The 17,812-nt window shown below is 40.3% G+C and carries 15 protein-coding genes; all 15 read left to right on the top strand.

Translation table 11 applies throughout. The features are described 5' to 3' along the window. Nucleotides 1-11 precede the first annotated feature (11 nt). The 15 genes from AN393_RS00975 to AN393_RS00905 all read left to right on the top strand — a co-directional run bounded on the left by AN393_RS00975 (nucleotide 12) and on the right by AN393_RS00905 (nucleotide 17,674). Nucleotides 12-1,853, top strand: coding sequence for a DUF885 family protein (locus tag AN393_RS00975; protein ID WP_055017087.1), 1,842 nt, complete (start codon nucleotides 12-14; stop codon nucleotides 1,851-1,853). Nucleotides 1,854-1,949: 96 nt separating this feature from the next. After that, complete coding sequence (locus tag AN393_RS00970) at nucleotides 1,950-2,462, top strand: YcgN family cysteine cluster protein (protein WP_055013625.1); 513 nt, start codon at nucleotides 1,950-1,952, stop codon at nucleotides 2,460-2,462. After that, nucleotides 2,462-2,974: an RNA methyltransferase gene (locus AN393_RS00965; RefSeq protein WP_055013624.1), complete on the top strand. Its 513-nt coding sequence runs from the start codon at nucleotides 2,462-2,464 to the stop codon at nucleotides 2,972-2,974. Before AN393_RS00970 ends, AN393_RS00965 begins: the two co-directional genes overlap by 1 nt. An 89-nt stretch (nucleotides 2,975-3,063) precedes the next feature. Next, entirely contained in the window at nucleotides 3,064-3,957 is an 894-nt protein-coding gene (locus AN393_RS00960; RefSeq protein WP_055017086.1) for an ABC transporter substrate-binding protein, read from the top strand. Between the two features lie 78 nt (nucleotides 3,958-4,035). Continuing rightward, on the top strand, nucleotides 4,036-5,289 hold the full coding sequence (gene fucP, locus AN393_RS00955; protein WP_055013622.1) for an L-fucose:H+ symporter permease: 1,254 nt from the start codon (nucleotides 4,036-4,038) through the stop codon (nucleotides 5,287-5,289). 627 nt (nucleotides 5,290-5,916) lie between these two features. Next, nucleotides 5,917-7,020: a GGDEF domain-containing protein gene (locus AN393_RS00950; RefSeq protein WP_055017085.1), complete on the top strand. Its 1,104-nt coding sequence runs from the start codon at nucleotides 5,917-5,919 to the stop codon at nucleotides 7,018-7,020. Next, on the top strand, nucleotides 7,013-7,627 hold the full coding sequence (locus tag AN393_RS00945; protein WP_055017084.1) for a DsbA family protein: 615 nt from the start codon (nucleotides 7,013-7,015) through the stop codon (nucleotides 7,625-7,627). Before AN393_RS00950 ends, AN393_RS00945 begins: the two co-directional genes overlap by 8 nt. 231 nt (nucleotides 7,628-7,858) lie before the next feature. Next, nucleotides 7,859-8,611 (top strand): DUF3450 domain-containing protein, encoded by a 753-nt coding sequence (locus AN393_RS00940; protein WP_055017083.1) that lies wholly within the window; start codon nucleotides 7,859-7,861, stop codon nucleotides 8,609-8,611. A gap of 10 nt (nucleotides 8,612-8,621) precedes the next feature. Then, entirely contained in the window at nucleotides 8,622-9,989 is a 1,368-nt protein-coding gene (locus AN393_RS00935) for a MotA/TolQ/ExbB proton channel family protein (RefSeq protein WP_055017082.1), read from the top strand. 3 nt (nucleotides 9,990-9,992) lie between these two features. Beyond that, nucleotides 9,993-10,520 (top strand): MotA/TolQ/ExbB proton channel family protein, encoded by a 528-nt coding sequence (locus AN393_RS00930; protein ID WP_055017081.1) that lies wholly within the window; start codon nucleotides 9,993-9,995, stop codon nucleotides 10,518-10,520. 51 nt (nucleotides 10,521-10,571) lie between these two features. Continuing rightward, the gene (locus AN393_RS00925) at nucleotides 10,572-10,985 is read left to right on the top strand and encodes a biopolymer transporter ExbD (protein WP_055013616.1); all 414 of its coding nucleotides are present in this window, start codon (nucleotides 10,572-10,574) and stop codon (nucleotides 10,983-10,985) included. Nucleotides 10,986-10,997: 12 nt separating this feature from the next. Continuing rightward, nucleotides 10,998-11,603, top strand: a complete 606-nt coding sequence (locus tag AN393_RS00920) for an energy transducer TonB (RefSeq protein ID WP_171042071.1) — start codon at nucleotides 10,998-11,000, stop codon at nucleotides 11,601-11,603. A 33-nt stretch (nucleotides 11,604-11,636) separates the two neighbouring features. After that, nucleotides 11,637-12,959: a lipopolysaccharide assembly protein LapB gene (locus AN393_RS00915; RefSeq protein WP_055017080.1), complete on the top strand. Its 1,323-nt coding sequence runs from the start codon at nucleotides 11,637-11,639 to the stop codon at nucleotides 12,957-12,959. A 300-nt stretch (nucleotides 12,960-13,259) separates the two neighbouring features. Then, complete coding sequence (locus tag AN393_RS00910) at nucleotides 13,260-14,861, top strand: hypothetical protein (protein ID WP_055013613.1); 1,602 nt, start codon at nucleotides 13,260-13,262, stop codon at nucleotides 14,859-14,861. 95 nt (nucleotides 14,862-14,956) lie between these two features. Then, nucleotides 14,957-17,674 carry a TonB-dependent receptor plug domain-containing protein gene (locus AN393_RS00905; protein ID WP_055017079.1) on the top strand — a complete coding sequence of 906 codons (2,718 nt, stop codon included), beginning with the start codon at nucleotides 14,957-14,959 and terminating at the stop codon, nucleotides 17,672-17,674. Nucleotides 17,675-17,812: the final 138 nt, after the last annotated feature.

Genomic DNA, 17,812 nt, shown 5'->3' with positions numbered 1-17,812 from the left:
AAAGGATTATCATGAAATCAATTAAACTTGCCTTAGTTGCTAGTGGCGTTATGTTTGCATTAAGCGGCTGTATGAACACACAAACCAGTAATAACACAGGTAGTAGTGCACAGCTAAACACGTCAAACGCACCCGCAGCTATTGTTTCAGAGCTTTCTTATGAGCAGCAATTAGATGTGCTTGTAGCCCAATATTATAACGAGTTACTGAGCTTTAAACCTATTAATGCAACCTACAGTGGTCGCAGTGAATTCAACGATAAGTTTACCCCAGAGATTTCATCTAAAAATCGAGCTAAAAAAACCGCTTTTTATAAAAAGTACCAGCAGCGCCTTGCTCTTATTGATAAATCGCAATTAACAGGGCAGGCACTTTTAAGTTACGAAATACTAGCGCGAGATTTGGCGCTTAATTTGGAAGGCATGCAATTTCCATCTTACATGCTACCAATAAACCAAATGGCAGGCGCGCATAATACCTTTGCGGGTTTTGGCTCAGGGCAAAGCGCACAACCGTTTAATACAGCCGAAGATTATAGTCATTTTATAAAGCGCAGCGAAGGTTTTGTAGCTTGGCTTGCAAGTGTTCAACGCTCAATGGGGGAAGGTTTAAAGCAAGGTATTTCTTTACCAAAACCTTTAGCTAAAAAACTACAGCCGCAATTTGCAGCGCATGTTGTTAAACGTGCTGAAGACTCTTTATTTTGGGGACCGATTAAAAACTTCCCTGAATCATTTACCTCAGATCAAAAAGAGACGATCACAGCGCAGTACCGCTCACTTATTATGACGCAATTAGTACCTGCTTATAAAAGTATGAGTGATTTTTTAGTTAATGAATACATTCCTAATAGTCGTACAACGGTTGGCTATAGTGATTTACCAAATGGTAAAGCATGGTATGAATACCAAATTAAAAAAAATACCACATTGAGTTTATCTGCGGATGAAATACACGCCATTGGGTTAAGTGAAGTGTCACGCATTTTAGATGAAATGAAAAAAGTAAAACAGGATGTTGGATTTAATGGGTCATTGGCTGAGTTTTTTCAGCACTTACGTGATTCAGATGAGTTTTATTACGACACGCCAAGGGCATTAATAACTGCGTATGAAGATGTTAAGCAAAAAATAGATGCACGTGTTCCTTTATTATTCGATATTGCCCCTAAAGCCCCCTATGTTGTTAAAGCGGTTGAACCATATCGAGCGCAATCTGCTGCGGGCGCATCTTATGCGGCCCCAGCACCCGATGGTTCACGCCCCGGTATTTTTTATATAAACACGTTTAATTTAAAAGCACAGCCAAAGTTTTTGCTTGAAACACTTTCTATACATGAAGCTGCACCGGGTCATCACTTTCAAATTGCCCTACAGCAAGAAATAGAAGGCTTACCCGACTTTAGAAAGTTTGGTGGCTACACCGTATTTGCTGAGGGTTGGGCATTGTATGCAGAAAGCTTAGGTAAAGAACTTGGCTTATTTACCGACCCTTATATGTGGTATGGGCGTTTAGCGGATGAGCAACTTAGAGCGATGCGTTTGGTGCTTGATACTGGCTTTCATGCAAAAGGTTGGACTCGTCAGCAGGGGATTGATTACATGCTAGCTAATTCATCTATGGCTAAAAGCGATGTAATTGCAGAGGTTGAGCGTTATATAGCATGGCCTGGCCAAGCTCTTTCGTACAAGTTAGGTGAGTTTAAAATTAAGCAGCTGCGTGATTACGTTAAAAAGGCGCTAGGCGATAAGTTTGATATTAAAGCCTTCCACACTCAAATACTGATTGACGGCGCACTACCAATGCCAATTTTAGAAGAAAAAATTAAACGTTGGGTTGCTACGCAGAAATAAAACAATACACGAACGCCCGTGTTGATAAAAGCACGGGCTTTGCGCGTATAGCTGCAATACGTTAGAATGCGCGCTCTTTAGGGGCGCGAGTAAATTATGTTTGATCAAGAATTAGCAAATACACAGTTTTGGCTTAAAAAAAGTTTAGCCGATATGAACCAAAACGAATGGGAAGCGATTTGTGATGGTTGCGGAAAATGTTGTTTAAACACCTTTATTGACAGTGAGGATGAAGACGAGTTTACCGCTACGGATCAATTACGCGAAGGTGAAGAGCTTATTTTCACTAACATTGTTTGCCAATATCTTGATAACAACACTTGTGGTTGTAGCGAATACGAAAACCGCCAGACGCTTGTTCCTTCATGTGTAAAGCTTACCAAAGCCAACCTTAAAGATATCTTTTTTATGCCGCAAAGCTGCAGCTATCGCCGATTACACGAAGGCCGTGGTTTAGCATCGTGGCACCCGCTTTTAAACAATGGCGAAAAATCACAAATGCATGAGTTAGGTATATCCGTTAAAGATAAAACAGTAAAAGACTGTGACGTAAAGCTTGATGACTTTGATTTATACATAGCTGAGTGGCCCACTAAGGATTGCGATTAATGAGCAACTTAAAAGCTAGCATAGGTCTAATAAACCCTAAAAGCCCTACAAATGTAGGCGGTGTTTTACGTGCTGCGGGTTGCTACGATGCAAAGCAAGTTTTCTTTACCGGTAGCCGTTATTTAAACGCTAAAAAATTTCATACCGATACTAAAAACGTTGTTGAGCGGATCCCCTTAAATGCCACTGATAATCTACAAAGCGTAAAACCAGAAGGTGCAACTGTTGTGGTTATTGAACTCATTGAAGGCGCGACACCTTTGCCTGATTTTAAGCACCCAGAAAATGCATTTTATTTATTCGGCCCTGAAGACGGCTCTATACCAAAAGATGTTTTAAAATGGTGTGATGAAGTCGTGTACGTGCCAACTATTGGCTGTATGAACCTTGCTGCTACTTGTAATGTCGTATTGTACGACCGTTTAGCAAAGCTCGGTGGTGTAGAGAGCAGTGATTCAACCATTATTAATTCGCGCGATACCAATAATAAAATGAAGTGGGATAAAACCTAAGCTTCGAGCAAAACTATCTTAATAAAATTTCTTTTACTTTGCGTACTTAGTTCTACACTTTAGGGAAATATTCCAAATAAAGTGTAACTATGCGCATATTGTTAGTTTTGTTTTTACTTTCACCTTTTTGCTTTGCTCAGGTCCCTGTGACTTACATGCAGGACGATACATCCTACACTGTAACAGGTGAGCGCTATAAATCAGGTTATTTATTTAGCGCACCTAACAGCACTAAAACTATTCACGTTGTTACTGAAGATTGGCCGCCTTACATAGGTAACAAACTGTGTAATAAAGGGTGGGTGTATCAATTTACCGTATCTATATTTAACAGTGCTGGCTATAGCGTTTACATTGAATTTGTACCGTGGGCAAGAGCTGTTCGTGCCGTTGAACTAGGTAAAGCAGATATATTAATGCCAGAATACTTTATCGAAGATACCGCACCTTCTGATTACGTACCACACCAAACTCGTCGAAAATTACTTGGCCTTTCTAATTCGTTTGAAGGCGGCAATATAGGCTTTTTAAAACGCAGAGGCGAGCCCGATAGGTTTAATGGCAATTTAAAGTCATTAAAGGGCTCGCGTATTGGGGTAGTTAGAGGCTATCAAAATACGCCTGAGTTTGATGCCATGATGGATAATAACGAATTTATTATTATTAACGCCGTTGATGATTTACAGCTTGTAAAATTACTGGCGGCTGAGCGTGTGGATTTAATTATAGGCGATCCCGCTGTACTGATTTACTCGGTTAAATATGCCTCTTTACCCGATAACGAGAAACAGGCATTACTCAGTGCTATTGAACCAGAAAGTCACCCAATTCAGTTTAACCCCCTCTACTTTGCTATTAGCAAAAAAACGCCTAATTGGTTATCTATTCTAGAAGATATTAATACGGCTTTGTACAAGTTTAAAAATAGTGGCGAAACACAAAGGCTCAAAAAAACCTTAATGAATGAATGTGGTTTATTGTAACGTTCCAATTATTTTGTGCTTTTAATATGCCTTAAACGTGTAAAATCATTTTCAACTTGTTAATGGAGTGAAAATGACGTGAGTGAAATAAATACCAATCAATCATTTGCGGTCAAAGAGCAACAAAATAAAAATTACCTGTTACCGCTGACTGCAATGACCACACTGTTTTTTTTATGGGGTTTTATTACTGTTTTAAACGACGTACTAATTCCTCGTCTTAAAGGCGTTTTTGACCTAACTTACTTTGAAGCAATGCTGGTACAGTTTTGCTTTTTTGGCGCCTATTTTATTGTCTCTATTCCGGCTGGAATATTGGTTAAACAATTAGGTTATAAAAAAGGCATACTAACCGGCCTAGTGGTTGCCTCAATTGGCTGTATGCTGTTTTACCCTGCAGTAGTGGTGCATGAATACTGGTTGTTTTTAGGTGCATTATTTGTACTTGCTGCCGGTGTAACTGTTTTGCAGGTTTCTGCTAACCCGTACGTAGCTGCTTTAGGGCCTGAAAAAACCGCGTCATCAAGGCTAAATTTAGCGCAAGCGCTTAATGCTTTAGGTACAACAGTAGGCCCGTATGTTGGGGGAATACTCTTTTTTGGTACAGCGGGAACACTAGCGGCCAGTGCCGCAAGCGCTGAATCTGTAAAAGTCCCTTATTTAATGTTAGCAGCGGCCTTACTGATTATTGCGATTGTGTTCGCCTTTATTAAATTGCCTGACATAGAAGGGCATAAAGAAGAAAATAACCCAATTAATGAAACTCGTTCATTAACACAAGCACCCCATTTAACAATGGGTGTACTGGCTATTTTTTGCTATGTAGGTGGTGAAGTTGCTATTGGTAGTTTTTTAGTTAACTTTTTTGGTGAAGCGCATATAGCAGGGCTTGAAGAACACGCTGCTGCCGCACTAATCAGCTACTACTGGGGCGGAGCTATGGTTGGTCGCTTTATTGGCTCAGCTTTACTGCAAAAGATAGCGCCTTCAAAAGCGTTGGCTTTTAATGCCTGTATGGTAATTGCCTTATTACTTGTGACTATATTTACACAAGGTAATGTTGCGCTGTACGCGGTTCTTGCAATTGGTTTATTTAACTCAATTATGTTCCCAACTATTTTTTCTGTTGCTATAGAGCGCTTAGGATCATTGACTAGTAAGGGGTCTGGCTGGTTGTGTTTGGCAATTGTCGGCGGGGCATTGGTGCCTTTATTACAAGGGTACATTGCTGATGTTGTTAATATACAGAAAAGCTTTTTTGTTCCGCTAGTGTGTTACGTATTTATTGCTTGGTATGGCTTGAACGTGGTTCGTTTAGCTAAAAAATGGTAAATACGCTTGTATGTAAGAGCGACTGAATACGTATTCAGTCGCTTTTTTATAACAAATTTGTAGGAACGTTCCAATAAATTTAGTTTTGACCGCAAATATTGTCGTATATTCAATATGTATCATCAAATAGCTGGTTCTTTATTCTTATTTTAAGTTCAAATAGAGCTTATCTAACTTGTTATTAGCGACACACCTTTAAATATTTGTTAAAAATACACGCTATAACAAATAATTAAAAAAGGCGTTCATGCTGTACTCACCCAACTTTAACTCGCACCGTATTGTTTCTTTGGCCTTATCAATAAATAATTCCTCGAAATCGGCTTCGGCCAATTAAATAGGCATTGCTTCAAAAATTACATACAAGTGGTTAGCAGTGCGCCGTGTAAATGCAAAAAATTGTATTGATAAGTTTGGCAACTATTCACCAGTACAAAACCATTATCGGATCAGTGAAACAAAGTTTGATTAGTTATAGTGGGCAAAAATCAGTGCTAAAAAGCGTTTTTAAGTATTAAGCTTTGGCCGTCGCTACCGCACAAAAAATTTAAAAAAACACTTATACTGAATGTACTAAACTTAAGTTGCAATTTAGCACACGTGGTTCAAAAGTTTAGAGTTTAAAATATGGCAAAAAAATCAGTGTCAGGACAAAGTTGGTTAAGCCTTATCAACATCGATAAGGTGTATAGCTCGGATAAACAGCGCCAAGCGTTTTCGTTATTTACCATGATAGCCATTGCTATTATTGTTATCTCCATGTTGGTGGTGTTTAACTACAAGGTGTATTCGCCCATACTCACTGTTTCGTTAATAGCGGTAAACATTACCCTTATTAGTGGCGCTTTTTATTTTATAAAAACGGCCAAACTTGAAATGGTTGCATTAATAAGTATGTGTATTGTATTTATCATGTGTGTGGCATTGACTTACACGGGAGGGAAAGAAAATACAGCGCTTTATTGGCTTATGTTTTACCCAGTGGTGTGCTTTGCAGCATTAGGCGTAAAGCATGGCTGTAGGCTTGGCTTAGGTTTATTATTGTGTTGCAGCGTTATTTTGTACGGACCTGATTTTGGGCAAGTTGCTTATGGTAGCGTTGAAAAGTCTCGTTTTTTAGCGTCGTTTACGCTTGTATTTATTTTTTCGTTTATTGGCGAATACTTTCGGTTTAAAAGCCACTTGGCCATTGCCGATATAACGCTTGCACAAACGCAAGATGCCTATACTGATCAGCTTACGGGTGGCGCGAACAGGCGTTTTATCTCTGCTCACTTTTTAAAATTAGCCGCTAAAACGCCTGAAAAATACCTGCCGTTTTCTATTTTGTTACTTGATTTGGATTTCTTTAAACGACTAAATGACACCTATGGCCACGATTTTGGTGACATTGTATTGATTGAGTTTACAAAATTACTCGACTCACAATTTCCAAGCTCTGCAGTCAAAGCACGCTATGGCGGTGAAGAATTTGTGGTTATCTTACCTAAGGAAACGGCCTCAGCAGCTACAAAAATAGCCGATAGTTTTAAACAGTGTGTCGCAAAGCAAGCTATCTTAACAGATGATAATGAGCGGGTATTTATTACCTGTAGTATAGGTGTGGCACAGGTGGATAACGTGGAACATTTTAGCGCAGCACTTAAACAGGCAGATGAATACTTATACCTTGCCAAAGAGCGAGGCCGAAATCGAGTTGTATCAAAACACACGCAGGAGCCCTATGAGTAAAACTAAACTTATTTATGTACATGACCCTATGTGCAGTTGGTGTTGGGGCTATAAACCAACGTGGTTAAAGCTAAAAGCTGCGCTGTCTTCGCAGCTGACAATAGAATACAGAGTAGGGGGGCTTGCGCCAGATAGCCAAGAGCCGATGCCAGAAAATATGCGCGCCATGCTCCAAAGCACGTGGCATAAAATTAGTGCGATGTTGGGAACACAGTTTAATTTTGATTTTTGGCAGGTTTGTCAGCCAAGGCGCTCAACTTATCCAGCCTGCAGAGCAGCAATTATTGCCAGAGCGCATAATAAAGAGCCACAAATGATAGAGGCAATTCAACATGCTTATTATCTGCATGCTCAAAACCCATCTGATGAAAGTACCCTCATTACCTTAGCTGAAAAAATCGGCTTAGATAAACAACAGTTTTTTGAAGAGCTTTACTCAGAGGCTTTGAATCAGAAATTACATGCGGAGTTAGCATTTAATGCAAGTTTGCCAATACAAGGCTTTCCTTCGTTAGTATTAATAACTGATAATAAAGCCATTGCAATTAAAATAAATTACACCGACCATCAGCAAACCCTAAACACGATTAATAGTTTATTGGCCTAATGGGCTAACACGTTACATCTATTTACTGTTTTACCCAGTATATATCGCCTCAATACTCGCAGTGAGTCTGTTTTGTTACAGCTGTAATAAAACAGACTTTTTTGCGCAACATGCCTGTCATTATTCCTCTATACAATTTCACTCATTGAAAATCTTTAGCCTAAAAGAAGTCAGTTTAGGCTAAAAAAACAAACTAGCAAATCCGCTAATTAACGAGTAAAGGTGTATGCGATGAAAGGCGTTAAACCATTGATCTTAGCAGGTATTGTAGCAGCAAGTACTGCAGTGCATGCCAATGATTTAGAAAAGGTTATCGATAAAAGCAGTGAAATAAATAAATCAGCTGCGCAATCACAAACAAAAATAGACAAGATTGCTGATTCAATGCAAGGACGTCTTCAACAGTTTAAAGTCCTCAATAAAGAAATCGATGGCTTAACTGTTTATAACGCGCAATTAACTAAACAGTTAAATAATCAAATTGAAGAAATGGAGTCACTTAATCTATCAATGGATCAAGTCTCTATTATTGAACGCCAGATCACCCCACTAATGCTGCGCATGATTGAAGGGCTTGAGCAATTTGTAGCCCTTGATGTGCCATTTTTGCAAGAAGAGCGCACTGAGCGTATTCGCTCTTTAAACACCATGATGGACCGTGCAGATATTAACTCAAGCGAAAAATTCCGCCGCGTATTAGAAGCATACCAAGTAGAAGTTGATTATGGACGCACTATTGAAGCCTACACCTCACTGCTAATGGTAGATGGTAAAGAGCGTGAAGTAGACTTTTTACGCATTGGCCGCTTAGAGCTTATTTATTTAACACGTGATGGTAAGCAAGCTGGTAGTTGGGATAACGACACTAAGTCGTTTTCTACTTTACCAGATTCCACAATTAGTCAAATTAATAAAGGTTTACGCATCGCGCGTAAGCAGCTTGCCCCAGATATGTTAACTCTGCCAGTACACGCAGCAGAATAAGAGGTTGAAGATGAAACTGTTTACTCAAATGACAAAAATGGCCCTTTTTGCTGCAAGCCTAAGCTTTGTAGGCGCAAGTGTGGCAGATGAGCCTATGAATTTAGACTCACTATTAAAAACACTTGAAGAAGGCAAATCGGCTCAAAGCGCGCAAAACAGGCAACGCGAACAAGAATTTATGGCGCGCCAAAACGAACAAGTGCAAATGCTTAACAATATACAAGCAAAGCGTAATCAAATGCTTGGCGAGTCTGAGCGCTTAGAAACACAGTTTGAAGAAAACGAAATTAAACTTGCTAACCTAACAGATACACTGTCTAAACGAATGGGTTCTTTAAAAGAGCTATTTGGCGTGCTTCAGCAAGTTGCAGGGGATTCTAGCAATAAGTTTGCAACTTCTGTGGTATCAGCTGAAATTGCGGGGCGTAGTACTTTTATGGATGAGCTTGCTCAAAAAATGGGTTCTACTTCAAAGCTTGCCTCTATCGAAGATATTGAAAAAGTATGGTTTGAGCTACAACGCGAAATGACAGAGCAAGGCAAAGTTAGTCGCTTTACTACCGATGTAATTGTACAAGGTGGTGAAAAAGCACAACAAGAAGTGGTGCGTGTAGGTGCTTTTAACTTAATCTCTAACGGTAAATACCTAGAATTTAACCCAGTAACAAATACCTTAAGCGAGTTAAATCGCCAGCCTGTAGCACGTTTTACTGCAACTGCACAGGAATTACAAAATGCTAAAAGCGGTGTCGTACAGTTTGCGCTTGACCCAACGGGTGGCTCAATTTTAGGCTTATTAGTGCAAGCACCCGATACGCAAGAGCGTGTACATCAAGGTGGCACAGTCGGTTATGTTATTTTGGGTGTAGGTGTCATTGCTTTACTTATCTCACTTGAGCGTTTTTTCTCATTACTGGTTATTGGCGGTAAAGTACGTCGTCAGCTTAAAGATGATGTAGCACGCGATGACAACCCACTTGGCCGCGTAATGAAAGTAAAAGATCAGTTTCCTGATGTGGCCCACGACACATTAGAGCTTAAATTAAGCGAGGCAATTTTACGTGAAATGCCAAAAGTAACGCGTAATTTAACGCTTATTAAAATTATTTCAGTAGTGGCACCGCTGCTAGGTTTACTCGGTACCGTTACCGGTATGATCAACACTTTCCAAGCAATCACATTATTTGGTACAGGCGACCCTAAACTAATGGCTGGTGGTATTTCGCAAGCATTGGTAACAACGGTGCTAGGCTTAGTTGTCGCAATTCCTACGGTATTTTTATATACCCTACTTAATACCCGCGCTAAAAACATTTTGCTTACTATTCAAGAGCAAAGCGCAGGTATTATCGCACAGCGAAGCGAGAAGGGAGCATAAACCATGGTGCTATTGATTGACTCAATCAATGCTATCCGTGATTTTCTCGACACTGGTGGCCAAGTCCTCTTGGTCATCGGGGTGTTAATCTTCGCGATGTGGTTATTGATACTCGAGCGATTTATATATTTTTTCAAAGGTTTTAGTCGTTACAAGCAAAAGCTAAAAGCGCAGTGGAAAAACCGTGCTGAGCGTAATAGCTGGAATGCTGAACAAATTCGCCAGGCAATGATCTCTCGTGCCTCAATGCGTTTAGACACCAACTTAGCGCTGATAAATGTAATGGTTACATTGTGTCCGCTACTTGGCCTGCTAGGCACAGTAACCGGCATGATTGAAGTATTTGATGTAATGGCAATTACCGGTACGGGCAGTGCGCGCTCTATGGCATCAGGTGTTTCTAAAGCCACTATTCCAACCATGGCAGGTATGGTGGGTGCACTTTCGGGTGTATTTGCCTCTACGTTTTTACAGCGCAAAGCCAAGCGCGAAGTTGAACTACTACAAGACAGCATGGTTTTAGACCATTAAGTAATATTTTGATAAGCGGCTTATAGAGTCGCTCATCCTAGGAGAATAATGATGAGAGCCCCATTAGGAAATCTATTTCAAGAAGATGACGCAGAAGAAATTAACATGACCCCAATGCTAGACGTTGTATTTATCATGCTTATTTTCTTTATTGTTACCGCTTCATTTGTAAAAGAAGCCGGTATTGATGTAAACCGCCCAGAAGCCGCAACAGCGGTTAAAAAAGAACGCGCTAATATTTTAGTGGCTATTTCTGATAAGGGCGAAATTTGGATTAATAAACGTCAAATCGATGTACGTGCAGTGCAAGCGAATATTGAGCGCTTAAAAGCTGAAAACCCACAAGGGAGCGTGGTCATTCAGGCTGATAAAAAAGCCACCACTGATATGTTAATAAAAGTAATGGATGCGTCGCGTGCTGCGGGTGCATTTGATGTGTCAATTGCTGCACAAGATGCGTCTTAAGGGTTAGTCATGTTGCGATATTTAGTAGCATTAATAGTGGCGGGTGTAGTGACCTTTATGCTGTTTTTGGGCATGCAGGCACTGATCACCGGTGGTGAAGGTGCCATGTCGGAGCCAGTAAAAGGAAACGTTTTAGACTTTGTACGTTTGAAAAAAGAAGAAACCGTACAAAAGAAAGAACGTAAACCACAAAAGCCACCCACTCCAAAAGAGCCACCACCGCCTATGGAGTCACCGCAAATGCAAAATAATGATGCAAACGCGGCCAGCAATAATTTTGATTTTGGTGCCGATGTAAGCAGCGATGTTGATTTAGCAGGTGGATTAGCGCTTGAAACAAGTGATGGTGAATACCTACCCATTGTAAAAGTAGCCCCTGTGTATCCGCGTCGTGCGTTATCGCGTGGTATTGAAGGCTATGTCATTGTGGAATTTACAGTAACTAAGCAAGGCACAGTGCGCGACCCTCAAGTAGTAAAAGCGGTTCCCGAGTCACTCTTTGATAGAGCTGCGATGGATGCTGCACTTAAATTTAAATATAAACCGCGTGTAGTAAATGGTGAAGCCGTTGAAGTAGCCGGTGTTCAAAACAAAATATCTTTCCAAATTAATGGTTAACATATCTTAATTGGATGAAATAGCGAGGCGATTATGAAATTACTACCTACAGCTAAATTTTTAAAAATAATGTTATTTTGTACTGCTGCAGTGAGTACAAGTATTGTGGTGCCAAGTACACTCAGCCTTATGCCTGGGCTAAACGTAGCCATTGCCCATGCTGAGCAAAAAACAAAACGTGTCCCCGCACTGCGCGAAAAGGTATATAGCCAGCTCGCTCGTGCGCAAAAGCTTGCCGACGAGGGCGATGTAAAAGGCGGCCTTGAAGCACTTGATAGCATTCAAGAGCGAGCGTCTAGTATGAACTCGTACGAAATTGCGATGATGCATAACTTTTACGGCTTTATTTATTACAACGAAAATGATTTGCCAAAAGCGATTGCCTCGTTTGAAAAAGTGGTAGCCGAGGAGGCTATTCCTGAATCATTACGTTTAAGCACCACGTTTAGCTTAGCGCAGCTTGCAATGGCGAATGGTGAGTATAAAAAGGTAATTGCGTTTTTAGATAAGTGGGATGAAATAAATACCAAACTGATTACTGAAGGGTATTACCTACTTAGAGCGCAAACTTACTACCAGTTAAAAGAATACTCAAAGGGGCTTGAGTACATCAATCAAGTGATTGCGCTTAGTGACAGCGAAGGTAAAACCCCTAAAGAAAACTGGCTTGTATTACAACGTGCTATGTATTACTCACTTAATCAAACTGACAAAGTAGTCGCTGTGCTTGAACGTATGGTGAAGCTATACAATAAACCAGAGTATTGGGTTCAGCTAGCTGGTATGTACGGAGAAACCGGCAAAGAAAAAGAGCAACTCGCCGTAATAGAAGCGGCGTATCAACAAGGCTTTTTAAAAACCAAGTCTGACTTGAGGCAGTTATCGCAAACTTACCTTTATAACGGCCTGGCATATAAAGCAGCTAAAACAATGAGTGATGCGATAGAAAAAGGCCTTGTAGAAAAATCAGCGAAAAACTATGCCTTTATTGCAGAGGCCATGATTCAAGCTAAAGAAGATGAAAAATCGATTAGCTACTTTGCAAAAGCGGCTGACCTATCAGAGCATGGTAAGTACGATCAACGCCTAGCTGAAGTTTACGTTAACACCGAGCAATACGAAGAAGCCGCTGATGCTGCGCGTAAAGCGCTTGATAAAGGCGGTCTTGATTTTGAATCAAATGCTTACGTTGCGTTAGGTATGGCGCAGTACAACATGCAAAATTTTGATGCGTCAATTTTAGCGTTTGAACAGGCTGAAAAACATAAAAAATCTCAGCGTTTGGCACAACAGTGGATCAAATATGTAAAGCGTGAAAAAGTGCATGCAGAAACTCTCAAAACAGCTTTATTGTAAATTTTAAAGCGCTTTACTCATTAAAAAGTAACGCGTGCAAAACTATTTCATAATCGCAACACCAAAACCGCCTTAGGGCGGTTTTTTTCGTTGCTAAAATATTTAAGTTTTTGAATTTTAATTAATTACTATTGTCATCTTATGGTTACTAAAGTGTAACTGCTTTGTCATATCCCTACAGTATCTTATTTGCATCCGATAACTCAGGTCACCTTAATGCATGAGTATCGTGCCTTAAAGTGACTTAAGTTTTTACTTAATGCACTAACAAAATAATTAAATACTTTAACGGAGTGAACAATGAAATTATCTGATTTATTTAAGGTCAGCCTAGTAGCAACTGCAATGACACTAGCTGGCTGTGGTGGCGATATCGAAATTACACCTACTGTAAACGATAACAGCTCAACAACAGATAACAGTGTTAATAATTCAAACAATACAACTGGTTCAACAACTGAAGAAGAAACTGTTTGTGCAAGCTACGAATCAGATGCAGGTACGGTAACAGGCGTAGTAAGTGGCATTGATTGTTTATACAACGACTCGTTTGCAAGTAAAACAATTTCTATCACAAGCAACATTACTTTCGCTGAGCTACCTGATGGCGGTGTTCACGTTTTTGAAGATGCATTACAAATTGGCGAAGACGGCAGCACTGTAGATGGCTTTGAAGTACCAGCAAATGGTCCAACAATGACTGTTGAACCAGGTGCCGTTTTAGCATTTGGCTCAGGTGAAGCAATTGTACGCATTGCACGTGGTGCAAAAATTCAAGCAGTAGGCACTGAAGAAAAGCCGGTTGTATTTACTTCTGCAAACGCGTTTGACCGTTTTGATACAGCAGGCGAAGGCGCACGCTACGCAGATTGGGGCGGTATCATCATTAATGGTAACGGCATTACTGACCAATGTACTGATGCAGAGCGTGACGGTGGTACGTGTAACGTAGCCTCTGAAGGTATTACAAGTTACTTTGGTGGTAACGATAATGCAGACTCTAGCGGTAATATTAAATGGGCTAAAATTTGGTACGCAGGTTCAGGCCCTCGCGTTGGTGGTGAAGGCGATGATTTGAATTCACTAACACTCAATGCAGTTGGCTCTGGTTCTGAGTTTGATTACCTACACATTCACCAAGGTTTTGATGACGGTATTGAAATTTTTGGCGGTGCTACAACGCTTAAACACGTAGCGGTAACAGATACACAAGATGATTCGTTTGACTTTGACGCAGGTTGGCAAGGTAAAGCTCAGTACTTATTTGTTCAACACGGTACTGTAACTTTAAATGACGGCACTGTAGTTAACATGGGTAACAATGGCTTTGAGTCTGATGGTGTTAAAGGTTCTTCTACCGATCAAGTGTCTCCATCTAACCCAACGGTGGCCAATGTAACGGTTGTAACTACAGATGGTAACTCGGTACGTGATGACGACCCTTCACAAGCTTACAAGTTTGATGACCAATTTAATTCAAGCATTTACAACACAGTTATCGTTAAGCAAAACGCAACTAACACGCAATGTATTGAGTTCTCGGGCGATGGTGAAGCACAAGCAGATAAAATCTCATTCACAAGCTCTGTAATGGCGTGTTCTGCAAACTTTACTGATACAGATACGTTTGCAAGCGGCCCATTAGAAGGTCAAACAAAAACAGCGTGGTTTGAAAATGATGGTGCTAACCAAATCTTAACTGATGATGTTGCAGTACTTGCAGATAACGGTTTTGCAACGAACACCGCGGCGAGCGAAGTAACGGTTACTGCAACAGACTTAAGCACAAGCGATTCATTTTTTGAAAGCGTAAACTACATTGGTGCGGTATCGGATCAGGATACAGACTCTAGCTGGTATAAATGGGTTGAAGCGGCTGTTACAGCAGCAAATGCTGACTAAATAGCACCCCATTATAACCTCTGATTAAAGGCGCCTTGTGGCTTGTTATTTAAGCGTCAGGCGCCTCTTTTGTATAACCTGATTAGGATTATCTCATGTCTAAAAAGCATAGACTCAATCATATTACCTGGGCAATTAGTTTAGGTTTAGTCGCTCATTCGACTAGCTTAATTGCTGCACAAGCCGATGAACAGTTAACAAACGAACAAGAAATAGAAGAAGTTGTTGCTGTAGGTACGCGTTTACAAGGGAGCGCTGCGGCAGTTGTAGAAGAACGTAAAAACCAAGCCTTTGTTGCCGATATTTTAGGCTCTGAACAATTATCACGCACGGGCGACAGTGATGCAGCATCTGCGCTTCGTCGAGTAACAGGCCTAACACTTGTTGATGGTAAGTTTATTTACGTTAGGGGCCTTGGTGAGCGTTACTCTAGTGCGCGTTTAAATGGCGCTTACATACCAAGCCCAGATTTAACCCGTAACGTTATTCCGCTGGATATTTTCCCTGCCAGTATTATTGAAAGTATGGCTGTTCAAAAAGCTTACTCTCCAGACATGCCAGCAGCGTTTGGTGGCGGTAATATAGATATTAGAACTAAAACCGCCCCGAGTGAATTTACCGCAGGCATTGAAGTAGGTGCAGGTTACGATACGGCATCAAGTGATGGCTTTACCTACAATCGTAACGAAAGTGGCATTCCAAGTGAGTTATCACAGGCTATTTCAACATACCGTGGTGATTTTAGTATTGGCAATATTGTTAGTCGTGAAGGCTTTGAAGATGGCGATTTAACACGTGCAGAACAAGCAACCGCTGTTAATAACGCACTTTTAAAGTCGCTTCCTCGCGATTATGAGTTAAAAGAAGAGTCGTTAGACCCGCGTTATAATATTAAAGCCCATTATGGTGATAGCTTTGAAGAGAGCTATTTTGGTGGCAAGGTTGGGTTTTTACTGGCAGGTGCTTACAAAAACGAATGGGATTTTGAAGAACGTTTTAGCTCAGTTATCACCCAAGATTTGGAAAACGAAGAAGGCAATGTAGATTGTACAACCTCGTTAGCGACCAGTGAAGATGTGAGTAACTCGTGTTACAACACAGTCAAAAATTCGCAAGTGACAACGGAAACCGAAAGTTATAACGGTTCATTAAGCTTGTCATACCGTTTAGGTACGCACAGTATTTCTGCTCAACAGCTTTACATTATTGATAATGAAGATGAGTCTGAAATTGCTATTTCGCAAAGCCCCGCGGGTAGTTCTACGTTTAGTATTGCGGGTGATGGGATTGCAAACCGTAATCATGAGTTTAATTACGAAGAACGCCAATTGAACATTACTCAAGTTATGGGCCAACATACCTTTTTAGATTATTTTGGTATTGGTGCCGATTGGCAGTACACCGAAGCTAAAGCAACGACTGATATACCTACCAGTGCCGATTTTGAGTTTCGTGACACTTATAATAGTGATGGCAGCTATGCCGGCTCGACTATTACAGGCGATGATAACCGTGTAATTATGTCATACACCAATATGGAAGAGCGTGTTAAATCGTACGGTGGTAACTTAACGTTGCCGCTTAGCTTTGAGTCTATGGAAGTTGAGTTTAAAGTTGGTTACGATTTTTCTGACAGAGCCCGGATATTTAATACCTCAAGCTTTGCTATAAACAATAGTGGTGGCTCAGGTATTTCAATAAACGATGGTAGCAATGATGCGCTTAATAATAGTGGCTTTTTAACTGACGATTTTATTGATAATAACGCTGTGTTAGTTGATTTTAATGAGCCAACAGCCCCAGATGCTGATGATTACGTTGCTGCGCAAAAGGTGGATGCAGGTTATGCGTCGTTTGATGTGTTTTATGATCAATGGATAAGAATAAGCGGTGGTATTCGTTATGAAGAATTTAAACAATCTTCTATCGGTACATCGAGCCTTATTTTTGATGAAGAAGATTTAAATACCTTTTACGATCCAGACAAAATTCAAGCAGGCTCTGTTATTTCCGATGATTGGTATCCGGCACTGTCTGTTACCTATATAGGGGGCGATGATTACCAGGTGCGCTTAGGTTACGGCGAAACAGTAGTACGCCCTGATTTTCGTGAAGTAGTGCCAGTTACATATTACGACCCATTGACCGACATTAGAACGTTTGGTCGCACAGGTATAAAAAGTAGCCCAATTAAAAACTACGACTTACGTTATGAATATTACGGACAAGCTGGTAATTCATTTAGCGTAGCGGCGTTTTATAAAGATATTACAGCGCCAATAGAAACAGTTTTAAACATTGGTGATGAAGATTACTCAGCATCGTTTATAAATGGTGAAACAGCAAAAGTTTATGGTATTGAAGCTGAATGGCTACAAGACTTAACCTTTGTAAGTGAAGGCCTATTTACTAGCGGTAATATCACATTGAGTGATTCTGAAGCGTCTATTGACCCAGCACTTGCGGGTACATTAACTAATCCTAAAAAACGTATGACGGGCCACTCTGAATATGTAGTTAATTTACAATTAAACTACGATTCATTAGATGGCATGCACAGCAGTTCATTAGTTTATAACGTATTTGGTGAGCGAATTTTAGCAGCCGGTGTTGCTAATAGAGATGATGCGTATGAGCAACCATTTCACTCACTGGATTTAGTTTATACTTATTACCCTGATTTTAATTCTAAGATTAAGTTTAAAGTTAAAAACTTACTCGATGAAGATCAAGAGGTAACACAATCAGACATTATAGTGCGCTCAAAAGAGCAAGGTGTAACGTTTGATTTAAGTTACAGCTACGAGTTTTAATTTTCTTCCCAAGGAAGGGGGTATAATAAAACCTAACTACCGATTAGCCCTGTATTTAATACAGGGCTTTTTTATGACTATGAAAAATATTTAAGTTTCGCTTTATTCACTAGTTTTAGGGCGCTTGGGGTGGTAGGT

Source organism: Pseudoalteromonas sp. P1-25, from assembly GCF_001401805.1.
Lineage (GTDB): Bacteria > Pseudomonadota > Gammaproteobacteria > Enterobacterales > Alteromonadaceae > Pseudoalteromonas.
This window is presented reverse-complemented; position numbering and strand designations above follow the sequence as displayed.

Coding starts and splice junctions, on each gene's coding strand:
- AN393_RS00935 (WP_055017082.1), top strand. CDS start 8,622: ATGAAACTGTTTACTCAAATGACAAAAATGGCCCTTTTTGCTGCAAGC.
- AN393_RS00915 (WP_055017080.1), top strand. CDS start 11,637: ATGAAATTACTACCTACAGCTAAATTTTTAAAAATAATGTTATTTTGT.
- AN393_RS00965 (WP_055013624.1), top strand. CDS start 2,462: ATGAGCAACTTAAAAGCTAGCATAGGTCTAATAAACCCTAAAAGCCCT.
- AN393_RS00960 (WP_055017086.1), top strand. CDS start 3,064: ATGCGCATATTGTTAGTTTTGTTTTTACTTTCACCTTTTTGCTTTGCT.
- AN393_RS00930 (WP_055017081.1), top strand. CDS start 9,993: ATGGTGCTATTGATTGACTCAATCAATGCTATCCGTGATTTTCTCGAC.
- AN393_RS00905 (WP_055017079.1), top strand. CDS start 14,957: ATGTCTAAAAAGCATAGACTCAATCATATTACCTGGGCAATTAGTTTA.
- AN393_RS00940 (WP_055017083.1), top strand. CDS start 7,859: ATGAAAGGCGTTAAACCATTGATCTTAGCAGGTATTGTAGCAGCAAGT.
- AN393_RS00950 (WP_055017085.1), top strand. CDS start 5,917: ATGGCAAAAAAATCAGTGTCAGGACAAAGTTGGTTAAGCCTTATCAAC.
- AN393_RS00975 (WP_055017087.1), top strand. CDS start 12: ATGAAATCAATTAAACTTGCCTTAGTTGCTAGTGGCGTTATGTTTGCA.
- AN393_RS00910 (WP_055013613.1), top strand. CDS start 13,260: ATGAAATTATCTGATTTATTTAAGGTCAGCCTAGTAGCAACTGCAATG.
- AN393_RS00970 (WP_055013625.1), top strand. CDS start 1,950: ATGTTTGATCAAGAATTAGCAAATACACAGTTTTGGCTTAAAAAAAGT.
- AN393_RS00925 (WP_055013616.1), top strand. CDS start 10,572: ATGAGAGCCCCATTAGGAAATCTATTTCAAGAAGATGACGCAGAAGAA.
- AN393_RS00945 (WP_055017084.1), top strand. CDS start 7,013: ATGAGTAAAACTAAACTTATTTATGTACATGACCCTATGTGCAGTTGG.